This is a genomic window from Nocardia higoensis NBRC 100133, assembly GCF_000308595.1.
Taxonomy (GTDB): Bacteria; Actinomycetota; Actinomycetes; order Mycobacteriales; family Mycobacteriaceae; genus Nocardia; species Nocardia higoensis.
Map to the genome: position 1 here is coordinate 46,805 of NZ_BAGA01000074.1, position 12,579 is coordinate 59,383.

At 68.9% G+C, this 12,579-nt stretch carries 14 protein-coding genes; 9 read left to right on the forward strand and 5 right to left on the reverse strand.

Annotated elements, in window-relative coordinates:
• Nucleotides 1–124: 124 nt before the first annotated feature.
• Nucleotides 125–676 carry an LppA family lipoprotein gene (locus ON26_RS11760; protein ID WP_040796108.1) on the reverse strand — a complete coding sequence of 184 codons (552 nt, stop codon included), beginning with the start codon at nt 674–676 and terminating at the stop codon, nt 125–127.
• Between the two features lie 245 nt (nt 677–921).
• On the opposite strand from ON26_RS11760, the gene ON26_RS11765 reads away from it, so the two are divergent.
• Nucleotides 922–1,452, forward strand: a complete 531-nt coding sequence (locus tag ON26_RS11765; protein WP_157171870.1) for a hypothetical protein — start codon at nt 922–924, stop codon at nt 1,450–1,452.
• A gap of 189 nt (nt 1,453–1,641) precedes the next feature.
• On the opposite strand, the gene ON26_RS11770 is transcribed toward ON26_RS11765, so the two are convergent.
• Nucleotides 1,642–2,196 (reverse strand): DUF8020 domain-containing protein, encoded by a 555-nt coding sequence (locus ON26_RS11770; protein WP_040796110.1) that lies wholly within the window; start codon nt 2,194–2,196, stop codon nt 1,642–1,644.
• A 333-nt stretch (nt 2,197–2,529) separates the two neighbouring features.
• On the opposite strand from ON26_RS11770, the gene ON26_RS11775 reads away from it, so the two are divergent.
• Nucleotides 2,530–4,005 carry a DHA2 family efflux MFS transporter permease subunit gene (locus ON26_RS11775; protein WP_051026967.1) on the forward strand — a complete coding sequence of 492 codons (1,476 nt, stop codon included), beginning with the start codon at nt 2,530–2,532 and terminating at the stop codon, nt 4,003–4,005.
• A gap of 105 nt (nt 4,006–4,110) precedes the next feature.
• Here the strand turns inward: ON26_RS11775 and ON26_RS11780 are convergent, their stop codons facing one another.
• Nucleotides 4,111–4,545, reverse strand: coding sequence for a type II toxin-antitoxin system Rv0910 family toxin (locus ON26_RS11780; RefSeq protein WP_040796112.1), 435 nt, complete (start codon nt 4,543–4,545; stop codon nt 4,111–4,113).
• A gap of 115 nt (nt 4,546–4,660) precedes the next feature.
• Here ON26_RS11780 and ON26_RS11785 point away from each other — a divergent pair, with 115 nt between their 5' ends.
• The 6 genes from ON26_RS11785 to ON26_RS11810 all read left to right on the forward strand — a co-directional run bounded on the left by ON26_RS11785 (nt 4,661) and on the right by ON26_RS11810 (nt 9,788).
• Nucleotides 4,661–5,755 (forward strand): LLM class flavin-dependent oxidoreductase, encoded by a 1,095-nt coding sequence (locus ON26_RS11785; protein ID WP_040796113.1) that lies wholly within the window; start codon nt 4,661–4,663, stop codon nt 5,753–5,755.
• 83 nt (nt 5,756–5,838) lie between these two features.
• Nucleotides 5,839–6,390 (forward strand): YceI family protein, encoded by a 552-nt coding sequence (locus tag ON26_RS11790; protein ID WP_040796114.1) that lies wholly within the window; start codon nt 5,839–5,841, stop codon nt 6,388–6,390.
• Between the two features lie 642 nt (nt 6,391–7,032).
• Complete coding sequence (locus tag ON26_RS11795) at nt 7,033–8,430, forward strand: ATP-binding protein (protein WP_040796115.1); 1,398 nt, start codon at nt 7,033–7,035, stop codon at nt 8,428–8,430.
• A complete protein-coding gene (locus tag ON26_RS11800; protein ID WP_040796116.1) occupies nt 8,430–8,861 on the forward strand; it encodes a roadblock/LC7 domain-containing protein in 432 nt (143 codons plus the stop codon). Before ON26_RS11795 ends, ON26_RS11800 begins: the two co-directional genes overlap by 1 nt.
• Nucleotides 8,858–9,208 carry a DUF742 domain-containing protein gene (locus ON26_RS11805; protein ID WP_040796117.1) on the forward strand — a complete coding sequence of 117 codons (351 nt, stop codon included), beginning with the start codon at nt 8,858–8,860 and terminating at the stop codon, nt 9,206–9,208. The genes ON26_RS11800 and ON26_RS11805 overlap by 4 nt, the downstream gene beginning before the upstream one ends.
• A complete protein-coding gene (locus ON26_RS11810; protein ID WP_040796118.1) occupies nt 9,183–9,788 on the forward strand; it encodes a GTP-binding protein in 606 nt (201 codons plus the stop codon). Before ON26_RS11805 ends, ON26_RS11810 begins: the two co-directional genes overlap by 26 nt.
• 67 nt (nt 9,789–9,855) lie before the next feature.
• Here ON26_RS11810 and ON26_RS11815 read toward each other — a convergent pair whose 3' ends face one another.
• Together ON26_RS11815 and ON26_RS11820 are read right to left on the reverse strand one after the other, a co-directional pair.
• Nucleotides 9,856–10,827, reverse strand: a complete 972-nt coding sequence (locus ON26_RS11815; protein WP_040796119.1) for a proline dehydrogenase family protein — start codon at nt 10,825–10,827, stop codon at nt 9,856–9,858.
• 94 nt (nt 10,828–10,921) lie between these two features.
• Nucleotides 10,922–11,740, reverse strand: coding sequence for a uracil-DNA glycosylase (locus tag ON26_RS11820; protein WP_083884023.1), 819 nt, complete (start codon nt 11,738–11,740; stop codon nt 10,922–10,924).
• 204 nt (nt 11,741–11,944) lie between these two features.
• Here ON26_RS11820 and ON26_RS11825 point away from each other — a divergent pair, with 204 nt between their 5' ends.
• Entirely contained in the window at nt 11,945–12,568 is a 624-nt protein-coding gene (locus ON26_RS11825; RefSeq protein WP_157171871.1) for a hypothetical protein, read from the forward strand.
• Nucleotides 12,569–12,579: the final 11 nt, after the last annotated feature.

A 12,579-nucleotide genomic window follows, 5' to 3' on the forward strand; every position in this document is an offset into this window, starting at 1 on the left:
ACCCCGGCGCACTCCGCGCAAACGGGCAGGTGATCGCCGTCCGGCCGAGCGAATGTACTGCGCTGCGCCGCACGGTATCCGACGTCCAGCCCTACCGGACGGCGCCGAACCCGTCCGCATGTGCTCAGGGAAGTCGGCAGCCGGTGGTCGCGGTGATGGTGGTGGAGGAATGGTCGGTGTAGACCGAAAGGCTCGTCCGGTTGCCGAGGAAGGTGCCGTCGGTGCCCTCGAAGTCGACGTAATGGTTGTCGGGCGTGCTGAGGTCGGGCTTCATGACCTCGGCGCCCGCGCCGGCGGCCAGGGCGGCTGCGGTCGCACGGAACTCCGGCCACGCCCTCGGCGGAACGGGGCCGTCGGCGACGTAGCGGGGCAGCGTGACGCGGATGCCGCCGATGTTCGCGTACTCCTCGGTGCACGGCCCCTCGCCGCCCGGCTCGCCCCACGACCAGACGAGCCGTGGTTCGACCGCCGAGGCGGCCGCGGCGATGTGGATCATCGCCTCGCGCAGCGATCGCACCGCCTCTGCCGAACGCGGCAGCGCGGCCATCTCCTCGGCAGCCGCGGCGATCTCCTCCGAAGAGGGCGGCGGCGGGGGCTCGTCCAGCAGGATCGTGCATCCGGCGGCCAGCCAGGCGACAGCGGTGAGCGCGAGGATACGACGGCAGCGCTCGATCATGGCGTCCTTCCGGTGTACTCGGAGCCCCGGCCCGCCCGCGCCGACGGCAGGCCCGAGCCGGGTTCACCCGCAATGATATTCAGGGTCGGCGCCGGTGCGGGTGGGGCGAAAGTTCGGGCGAAGGGGCATGTCGCGGGTCACTGCTCTGGACAGCGGGCCCCGGCTTGGCTACGTTGAGGCCGCGTTCGGTGACGGTGTGGTTCGGTGCATGGCAAACGTGGGCTGACAGGGAGGACACGGTCGTGGTGACCATCGCGCAACTGCGGGCGGTGCTGGCGATCCTGCGGGTGGACACGAGTGGGTCGGTCGGGTCGCATCGCGGACCGGCCGACGAGCAGGCCGATCTCGTCGGACTGCTCCATCGGGTGATCTCCGGGGAACTACGCCAGGTGATGGCGGACGAGCACGGGGTGGCGCCGGGCGGCGTGCCCGCGGCTCTCGACGAGAATCCGACCGAGCAGGCGTGTTTCGAGGCGCGCCTGCTGCACGATCGGATCGGCGTCCTCGCGGGAACGGCGGTCGCGGATCCGGCACCGGCCCTGCTCGACGCGGCGGTCCGCTCGGCGCACGCCACTGCGGCATTGCTCGCGCTGAGCCGCAGACCGGGAGGGGCGGCGGCGGAGGAACGGTGGCAGCGTGCGCTCGACGATCTCGGCGAGGCCTACCACCTCATCAACGACGAGTACATCGGCCGGGCGAATTCCGTGACGGCGCCGATGATCACACCGCAGGTGCTCGAATCCGCCTGCGTCGCGGACAGTTCCACGCCCCGATAGGTCCGGTCGGGCGTTACCCCGCCAATGGTGGCCGCACCCGGCGCGGCCTCTACACCAGCCGAGTCGCCGTGCGCCCGTACCGGTCGACGGGGCACGGCGACTCGCCGCGGGGTTCACGCCGCGATCGTCGGGGTCATCGAGGTCCCGGGGTTCGAAGCGGCCGGATCAGCGGTTGCCCGGACGCCTCGATCAGGGGGTGGAGAAGCCGATGAGGGCGCCGATGCCCGCGCCGATCGGGACGGTGATCAGCGCGCCGACGCCGCCGAGGAAGAACCCGAGCACCGCGCCGATACCCGCGCCGACCAGCGCGCCGACGACCGCATTGTGCTGCTTGCGGGCCAGCGTCTCGTTCTCGTCGACGAAGCTCGCCAGGCGTTCGGAGGCCGCGGGGGCGTTCACCGGGGTGAGCAGTAGTGTGCGGCCGTTGTCGGTCAGGCTGGGGGACAGACCGACGGTCGCGCCGTTGACGTGCACGGTGGTCGGGAAGGCGCTGACGGCCTGCCCCGCGGCGTCGGTGAGCAGGATGGTGCCCCCGGCGATCCGGAACGCGCCGGAATCGAGCGTGGTGACCAGGGCGCTGCCGTCCGCGTTCGGGCCGACGGTGTATCCGATGCCTTGTTCGACGCCCTGCACGGCGAGAGCGGGCGGGGCGGCGGGCGCGGGCGCGGCGTGTGCGGTGCCGGTGGCGAGAACGGTGGCCCCGGCGGCGAGCAGGGCGGGTGCGGCGAAGCGGCGGAATCTCATCGTTTTCCCTTACGTGTTGCGTACGGGCAGGAACGCCACGGGAAGACGAATCGTTGTCCCCCCGGCGTCGGACCGATGCACCGGTCCCCGGCCATTGTCTGCTGCGAAACCCCTACCAGCGCAAGCTTTTCGGAAAAGAAACCGCCGGTCGGTCGGGCGATGTCGCCAGGGTTTCCGGCGGGCAATCGCACGGTTGGCGCGGTCAGCGATGCGTGCGTGCTATCGTCGGCCGGGCATGCGAACAACGGGCAATCGGGACAGTCGCCCGCGGTCGGCGACATTCGGGCGGATGCCCCTGTGGTCGTTACCGATCCGACGTGGCACTCTTAAGCGGTGACAGAACCTCCACATACGTCGGCGGCCTTGCCCGGCCCCGCTTCGGACAAGCTCGACAAGGGCGTGCTGAAGATCGCGGGTGTCGTCGTGATCGGTGCGATCATGTCGATTCTCGACGTGACTGTTGTGACCGTCGCACTGCCGACGTTCATCACCGAGTTCCAGACAACCTATGCCATCGCCGCGTGGACGATGACCGGCTACACGCTGGCGCTGGCGACCGTCATCCCACTCACCGGCTGGGCTGCCGACCGGTTCGGCACCAAACGGCTGTACCTGACCGCGCTGATCCTGTTCGTGCTCGGCTCGCTGTTGTGCAGTGTCGCGTGGAGCATCGAGTCGCTGATCGCCTTCCGGGTGATCCAGGGCCTCGGCGGCGGCATGCTGATGCCGCTGGGCATGACGATCATGACCCACGCGGCAGGCCCGCAGCGGATCGGCCAGGTCATGGCGGTGCTCGGCGTGCCGATGCTGCTCGGCCCGATCGGCGGCCCGATCCTGGGTGGCTGGCTGATCGATGCGTTCAGCTGGCACTGGATCTTCCTGATCAACCTGCCGATCGGCGTGCTCGCGCTGACCCTGGCCGCGATCGTGCTGCCGCCGGACCGGCCCGAACCGAGCGAGTCCTTCGACTTCGTCGGCATGCTGCTGGCCTCGCCGGGTCTGGCGTTGTTCCTCTACGGCGTGTCGACGATTCCCGAGGTCGGCACGTTCGCCGACAAGAAGGTGATCATCCCGGTCGTGATCGGTGTCGCGCTGCTGGTCGGCTTCGTCCTGCACGCATTGCGCACCACCCATCCGCTCATCGACCTGTCGCTGTTCAAGAACCGGTCGCTCACCTTCGCGGTGCTCACCATGACGATGTTCGCCATCGCGTTCTTCGGCTCGGGTCTGCTGCTGCCGAGCTATCTGCAGCAGGTGCGCGGTGAGTCCGCGATGGCCGCCGGTCTGCTGATGGCCCCGCAGGGCATCGGCGCCATGCTCACGATGCCGATCGCCGGCAAATTCGTCGACCGCATGGGCCCGGGCAAGATCGTGATGACGGGCCTGGCGATCATCTCGGTCTCCATGGTCTTCTTCATCCAGCTGACCGACACGACGAACTATGTCGCCATGTGCGCGGCGCTGTTCGTCATGGGCCTCGGCATGGGCTGCACGATGATGCCGACCATGACCGCCGCCATCCAGACGCTGACCCACCAGCAGGTGGCGCGTGGCTCCACGTTGATGAACATCATCAACCAGGGCGCCGGGTCGATCGGTACCGCCATCATGTCGGTGGTGCTGTCCAACGAGATCGCCGATCGGGTCACCCCGGCCGGACCGCCCGGGCCGGCCGATGCCGCCGACGCGTTCGCGAACACCTATCTGGTGGCGCTGGTGTTCGCCGTGCTGACCCTGATTCCGGCGTACTTCCTACCGCGGACCAGGCCCGTGGTCAAGGATGCCGATCCGGCGCTCATGGTGCACTGAGCGCGATACACCCGGCTATCGCTGGCCACGGCAGCGCGCCGTGGCCGGCGATCGTCTTTTCCGGGCCTCGGTGCCGGGTTGCCCACGCTGCGTGAGGCGGCCTGCTCACGCTCCGTAGCGAGCGACGAAATTGCCCAGCGAGCGCTCGATGTCCCCGCGAATCGCCTTGGCCACGCCGGAGCCGATCGGGCCGAACAGTGGCGCGCCGCCGAGTTCGAGATCGACGGTCACCTCCGAGCCGCTGCCCTTCGCCGCGACGAGCAGTCCGAGGCTGAATCGGGTCCCGCCCTTGCCCGAGCCGTGCAGGACGAGTCGGCTCGGGGGCTCGGCGGTCTGCACCGTCCAGGTGACGCGATTGCGCAGGCCCTTCACCGTGGCCACCCCGACGAGCGTCGTCCCCGGCGTCAATTCGGCGGGCACCGCGCCGCGCCAGCCTTCGTGCATGGTCAGCCAGGTGCCCAGTTCTGCCAGGTCGGAGGTGTGTTCCCAGGCCCGGTGGGGGGCCACCGGAACGTCGACGGCGACCTTCAGTTTTGCCATGCGCGCATGGTATCCATCCGTGCCGCCGGAACACGCGCTCGTACCGGCGGAATAGACGGGACACCCCTTCGGTTGATATGGTTGCCAAGTCAACCAACAAGCCCGAGGAGTCCTCGTGCAGTTCGGAATCTTCTCCGTCGGAGATGTCACGACCGACCCGACGACGGGTCGGACCCCCAGCGAGGGCGAGCGGATCAAGGCCATGGTTCGGATCGCGCAGAAAGCCGAGGAGGTGGGTCTGGACGTCTTCGCCACCGGTGAGCATCACAACCCGCCGTTCGTGCCGTCCTCGCCGACCACCATGCTCGGCTACATCGCGGGCACCACCGAGCGCATCCAGTTGTCCACCGCGACCACGCTGATCACCACCAACGACCCGGTGAAGATCGCCGAGGACTTCGCGATGCTGCAGCACCTGGCCGACGGTCGCGTCGACCTGATGCTCGGCCGCGGCAACACCGGGCCGGTCTATCCATGGTTCGGCCAGGACATCCGCAACGGCATCCCGCTGGCCGTCGAGAACTACCACCTGCTGCACCGGCTCTGGCGCGAGGACGTGGTGAACTGGGAAGGCCGGTTCCGTACGCCGCTGCAATCGTTCACCTCGACCCCGCGGCCGCTCGACGGCGTGCCGCCGTTCGTCTGGCACGGCTCGATCCGCAGCCCGGAGATCGCCGAACAAGCCGCGTTCTACGGTGACGGCTTCTTCGCCAACAACATCTTCTGGCCCAAGGAGCACTTCCAGCGGCTGATCGAGTTGTACCGGCAGCGCTACGAGCACCACGGCCACGGCTCGGCCGATCAGGCGATCGTCGGGCTCGGCGGTCAGGTGTTCATGCGGCGGAACTCCCAGGACGCCGTGCGCGAGTTCCGGCCCTACTTCGACAACGCCCCGGTCTACGGCCACGGGCCCTCGCTAGAGGAGTTCACCGAGCAGACCCCGCTGACCGTCGGCAGCCCGCAGCAGGTGATCGACAAGACGCTCACCTTCCGCGAAACCTTCGGTGACTACCAGCGTCAGCTGTTCCTGATGGATCACGCCGGCCTGCCGCTGAAGACGGTTCTCGAACAATTGGATCTGCTCGGCGAATACGTCGTGCCGGTGCTGCGCAAGGAGTTCGCGGCCGGGCGACCGGCGCACGTGCCCGACGCGCCGACACACGCCTCGCGGCTGGCGGCACGGACCGAAACCGCGGCGGCGCGTCCGTGATCCGGACGTCTCCGCCGGCCACCCCTATCTCTTCGACCACCGATATCCCACCGCAGATCGAACTCACACAGGAGGAAACAGCTATGACCAACTCGACCGCCAAGGGCCTCACCGCGGGTACCTGGGTCATCGACCCGACCCACTCCACCGTCGGCTTCGCCGTCCGTCACCTGATGGTGAGCAAGGTGCGCGGCCGCTTCAGCGATTTCGACGGCAAGCTCGTCGTCGGCGAGGACGGCTCGGCCTCGGCCGAAGCCGCCATCCGGGTGAACTCGCTCACCACCGACAACGAGCAGCGCGACGCGCACCTGCGCTCGGCGGACTTCTTCCATGCCGAGGACTTCCCGGAGATGACCTTCCGCTCCACCGGCTTCCGGGTCGACGGCGAGGATTTCGTGGTCGACGGCGAGCTCACCATCCTGGGCAAGCCCAAGGCGGTTTCGCTGAATGTCGAATTCCTCGGCGTGAACCCGGGAATGGGCAACGGCCCGGTGGCCGGTTTCGAAGCGTCCACCACCATCAGCCGCCGTGAGTTCGGTCTCGATATCGACATGCCGCTGCCCGACGGCGGCGTGGTGATCGGCGACAAGATCACGCTGACCCTCGAGATCGAGGCCGTGCAGCAGCAGAGCTGACGATCACCGGCAGATCACGCCGGCCCCTCGAAGACCTGCCCGCCCGGGAGACCGGGCGGGCAGGTCTTTTTTGTCCGCAATGCGCGTGATTCACCGAAAATCCGGAAGCGCAAATCGTCTTTCCGTTACCGCCGAGTAGGTTGCTGGCGGCGGGCTGCGCGGGGACGTCGGGGCGTGCGCGCGGCGTGTCGCGGGCGTGTGAGAGTGCCCGCGTCTGGGGGTGCAGACGCCGGGCAACGCGTAGAGCTGCCGTTTTCCGCCGACGGGCGTCGCGCACGGGCGTAATTCGCCTGCCCGTCACCAGGTTACGTCGAGACCTTGCCGTAATGCTGCTAATGTGGGCGCGTCGTCGGGTTCCGGTTCGATCGGATGCTGCGTCCGGACGGTGATCGTGCGTTCCGGATCGCCTGTCCCACAGGCATTGTGAGGTGAGCGGTGAGCCTCATATGCCGCCTCGGACCGGCTGTGCCGCTCGGAAACGGCCACCTTTCGGCAGGAAACCGAACCGATCGAGTACAACAGGTCGGAAAATCCCGAGGAAAGGCGCAACGAGTTCTGTGGTCGCAGACTGGGGGTCGACACGGGGACCGTGACGTGCTGTTTCCGGGTGCAGGCTCGTAGCCGTTCATGACGAGAGAACTGATGAATTTGGATATCGCCGTATTACTTCCGTGGATTCTGGCCCCCGTCCTGGTCCTGGCGGTGGCCGTGTACGCCTCGATCGCGATCCGCAAGGAACGCGCTCGCGTCGCGGAGCTCACTCGTGAGCAGAACGCGCGTGACGAGGCGCTGGAGCGTTTCGCCTCGCAGACCGTTCCGTCGATCACCGACGCGGTGCGACGTCGGGAGACGCCGAGCGTGAGCATCGAAGTTCCTGTGGAGCTGCAGGATTCGCGTTTCGCGCAGGTGCTGAACTGGGCCGGTGAGCGGTACGCCGACGGCCTGCGCCTGGTGCAGGTCGAGACGACCGAGCGGGTCACCGCCGAGGCCGAGACCCGAACCAGACAGGCCGTGGCCGAGGCGGAGGCCGCGGTGCGGTCGACCGCCCGCGAGGCCACCAACGGCGCGGTGCGCTCGTTCGGCACCGCGGTGGTCAGTCTGGGCGCTGATGTCAGCCAGGTGGTCAGTATGGCGCTGCGCCAGCACCGCGGCGACGACGTCTACGCCACGCTGACCCATATCGATCACACCGTGCAGCAGATGATCCGGCAGGCCCAGTCCTACGTGATCGTCTGTGGCGGTCTGCCCGGCAGGCGCTGGCCCGCCCAGGTGCTCACCGACATCGTCGGCGGCGCCACCGGCCGGGTTCGCGACTACCTGCGGGTGCGGGCCAACCAGTCCGATCGCGTCGTCATCAGCCGCGCGGTCGAGCCGCTGGTGCACACCATGGCGACGCTGCTGGACAACGGTCTGCGCTACTCGCCGCCGACCTCGTTCGTGGACGTGACCTTCCAGGAAGGCCATCACGGCGTCACGATCATCGTCGACGACGCGGGCGTGCGGATGAACGCCGAGCAGATGGAAGAGGCCAGGCAGGTGCTGGCGGGCGAGCGCTCCGTCGACGTCCACCAGCTCGGGCCTTCGCCCAAGGTCGGCTTCCCCGGCATCGCGGCCCTGGCGCGACGCTACGGGTTCACCGTGTACATCGACGGCCCGAACGCCTACGGCGGTATGCGTGCCATGGTCTACATCCCCGAGGCGCTGCTGCAGCCGCGCAAGCCGGGTGATGCGGCCGAGGCCGACGAACCGATCCGCGAGGTGATCGAGCAGGCGGCGCCGGAGCGTGAACCGGTCGCGGTCGTCGCGGCGCCACGTTCGGACCAAGGGGAGGAGAAGCAGTTCGCCGTGCATGAGATCACTCAAGGCGGGCTGCCCAAGCGGCGGCGCAGGACCGTCGCAGCACCTGTGACCGGTGCGCGGCCGCGCCGGTCCGATGCCGAGGGGACACCGGGACGACCGGATATCGCAGCGGCCTGGCATGCCGGTTCCAAGAGCGGTCGCGCAGCAGCGACCGACCACACGGAAGGGACGACACCTTGATGGGCTCGACGAATACTGCCGTTAGCGACAGCAGCAACAAATTGGGGTGGTTACTCGAGGATCTGAGCATTCCCGGGGTGCGTTTCGCTGTCCTGCTCTCCGACGACGGACTGCGTATCGCGCACTCGTCGGGCATCGTCCGCGACGATGCCGAGCGTTTCGCGGCGGCGGCCTCCGGGCTGCGTTCGCTGGGCAAGGCGCTCGGCGAGTTCTGCGGCGGCCCGGAAAGCGGTGTGCGCCAGAACATGACCGAGTACGACGACGGGATGATCTTCATCACCGCCGCCGGGGAGAGCACCCTGCTAGGGGTCTCGACCACCAACGACATCGATGTCAGCTTGGTCGCGCATCGGATGAACGAGCTGGCGGGCCGGGTCGGCCACGAGCTCGGTAGCCTGCCGCGGCAGAGGCCGGACAGCGACCTGTCATGAGCAGGCACCGCCGCGACCCCGACCTCGTTCGGGCTTACGTGCGCACGGGCGGTCGTTCCCGACCCACCCGCGACCTGGATCTGGTGACCCTGGTCGTGGCAGCGTCCGACCCGCCCACCGGTGCGAGTCCCGACGTCCGCAGGGTGATGAGTCTGTGTAGTCGCCGCGGCGCCCTGTCCATCGCGGAATTGGCCGCATACCTGGACATGCCGCCGTCCGTGGTGAAGATCGTGGTGTCCGATCTGCTCGACGGCGGCAATCTCAGCACTCCCACTCCGGCGGAACTGTTGCCGGAGATCTCCCTGTTGGAGGAGGTACTCAATGGTCTCCGGGCTCTCCCGGCCTGATCGTGTGGTCGAATATGTGCCGGAGACGGTGACCCGATCGGTAAAACTGCTGGTGGCAGGCAACTTCGGTGTCGGCAAGACCACCTTTGTGAACAGCATCTCCGAGATCCGGCCGCTGCGCACCGAGGAAACGATCACCGAGGCCAGCATCGGCGTCGACGACATGGCCGGTCTGCCGGGCAAGACGCAGACCACCGTGGCGATGGATTTCGGGCGTATCACCCTGAATCCGACCCTGGCGTTGTACCTGTTCGGTACACCGGGCCAGCAGCGGTTCGTGCCGCTGTGGGAGGAACTGGCGCGCGGTGCGCTCGGCGCACTGGTGCTGGTCGACACCCGGCGTATCGAGAAGTCCGACGAGGTGTTGTCGGTGCTCGAGGAACGGGGAGTGCCCTACTCGGTGGCGGTCAACCAGTTCGACGACGCCCGCCCCTACCCGCTGGAGGAAGTGCGTGACGCGCTCGACCTCTCGCCGGACACTCCGCTGACGAGTCTCGATGCCCGGCATCGGGGGACCTGTCTGCAATCGCTGATCACGCTGGTGGAATACCTGTTCCACCGCGTCGAAGCGCCGGTCTGACAGCCGTTCCGCACGGCCGGTGCGTCGCGTTCGAATCGCGGCGCGCCGGCCGTTCGCGGCGGTGGGCTCAGGTCCGTTCGCGGCTGGTGAGCGCGCGCAGGAAGAAGGCGAGATTGGCGGGCCGTTCGGCCAGCCTGCGCATGAAGTATCCGTACCACCGATCGCCGTAGGGGACGTACACCCGCATCCGGTGACCGGCCGTGACCAATCGCGACTGCTCGGCATCGCGGATGCCGTAGAGCATCTGGAATTCGAAATCCGTCCGCCCGCGCTGGGATTCCTCGGCATACGAACCGGCCGCGGCGATCATCGCCGGATCGTGGGTGGCGACCATCGGGTAACCGCTGCCGCTCATCAGCACCCGCAGGCAGCGCAGATAGGAATCATCGACCTCGGACGGGCGCTGGAAAGCGACGGACGCGGGCTCGCGATATGCGCCCTTGCACAACCGGATTCGCGAACCGGGACCGGCGAATTCGCGGCAATCGGCCTCGGTGCGTTTGAGATAGGCCTGCAACACCGTGCCCACCGAGGGGAATTCGGCGCGTAGCTCGCGCACGATGGCGAGCGTGGAATCGGTGGTGGTGTGGTCCTCGGCGTCGACGGTGACCGCTATGCCCGCATCGGTGGCGCTCGCACAGATCTCGCGGGCGTGGTCGAGGGCGATCCGTTCGCCGTCGCCGGGCAGCGCCTGTCCGAGCGCCGACATCTTCATCGAGACTTCCAGCGGGCGAACGTTGCCCGGGTGCCGCGCGGCGGGCAGTTCGGCCAGCGCCGCGATCAGTCGCTGATAGTGCTCGACGTTGTCGCGGGCCTGGGCGCGATCGGTGGTGTATTCGCCGAGGTGGTCGATGGTGACCCAGCGACCGGAGTTCAGCAGCGCGGTGGTGGCCGAGAGCGCGTCGGCCTCGGCGGTGCCCGCGACGAAACGGTCCACCAGTGTCCGGGTTGCCCGCATCGAGGTCACCGTCCGCTCGACCCGCGGTGAGGCCGCGGCGGCCAGCAGGGCGGGGCGAAGCAGCCGGGTGAAACCGCTCATGCTGGGACCAACGCGAGTGTCAGCACGAGCTCACGATACCGGTCGTGGCACTCCGCAAATCCGCTCCACGCCGCCGGACCCGCGGGATTCTCCCTCACTGCGGGCTCCCCGCGTCCAGTCCGGCCGCGGTGGCTGCCCGGGCGAGGACGTCCTGGAGCATCGCCGGGGTGAGCCGCCCGGTGAAGGTGTTGTGCTGGCTCACGTGGTAGCAGCCGAACAGTTCGAGCGGGGCGCGGTCGGGACGCGCCGGCTCCAGCCGGAACCTGGCGCCGTGGCCGAACTTCGGGCGTGGGCGCGGCACAGCCCAGCCCGCGCCCGCCAGCGCGGGGAGCAGGGCCTGCCAGCCGAAGGCGCCGAGCACCACGATCGAACGGGCGGTGGGCGCCAGCAGGTCGAGTTCGGCTTCGAGCCAGCCTCGGCAGCGGTCGCGTTCGCTGACGGTGGGCTTGTTGTCCGGGGGAGCGCAGTGCACCGGTGCGGTCATCCGCACGCCGAGCAGTCGCATGTCGTCGTCGGCACGCAGAGCGACCGGCCGGGTGGCCAGGCCGACGGCGTGCAGGGCCGCGAAGAGCACGTCGCCGCTGCGGTCGCCGGTGAACATACGGCCGGTGCGGTTGCCGCCGTGCGCGGCGGGGGCCAGGCCGATGATGAGCATCCGCGAATCGTCGGGGCCGAATCCGGGCACCGGACGGCCCCAGTAGGTCTCGTCCTGGAAGGCGGCGCGCTTGGTCCGCGCCACGAGTTCCCGCCACTGGACCAGGCGGGGACAGGCGCGGCAGTCGGTGAGGGCCTCGTCGAGCGCGGACACGGTGCGGTAGGGCCTGTGCGCGGGCACTTCGCCCGCGAGGGACGAATGCGGCGGCGGCCGGGTGCCTGCCCGATTTTCGCTGGAAGATTTCTCGCCCGCACGCATACCCGCAGGATAGGCCGGTCCTCGCCGGATTCACATGGTTGCCACGTCCGGTTCGGGCGGGTACTTTGCGCGGTGCGGGCGGCCCCCGGTGGCGGGTGCCCGCGTGCGTGGACGACAGCGCCACCGGGGGCGGGCCGCCGACACAGTGAGGTGAGACATGGCCGAGCGCCGGTGCGGATCCCGAGCACCCCGGGCGGTGAGGTGATGAGTTCCGACGAGCATCTGCTGCGCCGGATCCGCGATCTGCTGAGCGAATTGCCCGACGACGAACGGATGGTTCCGGTGTCGCGCGCCGGTCGGCACGCTCTCGCGGACCCGGCCGACCGGACGCGCCTGGTCGGCGAATTCCTGGATCGGGTGTCCCGGGTGGGCGCGCAGGGGCTGCAGGCCACCGAGGACGAGGTGCCCGCCGCGCTCCGGGAGGTGCTGGAGATCGCGGGAGTGACCGGTGTGCTCGTTCCCGACGGCTTGCCCGGCAAGCTGCTCGGGGCGTGGGCGGTCGGGGGACGCCGGGTCGTCACCGACAGCCCGATGGCGGCGGCGGGCGATTACGACGGCATCGGCGCGGTGGTGACGGTCTGCGCGGGTGCGGTCGCGGACTCGGGGGCACTGGTCTTCGACGGTGGTCCCGGGCAGCTGCGCAAGACCACGAGGGCCGAGACGGCGTTGCACGTGTGCCTGGTGCGTGCCGAACAGATCGGCCCCTCACTGCCGGAGGTCGTCGACCGGCTCGATCCGCGCCGGTCCATCACGCTGTTCGGCGGTCCCGCCGGGCCGGACGACGAGGCGTCCGCGGACTCGCGGCTGATCGTGCTCGTCGTGAACTGACCAGGCGGTCC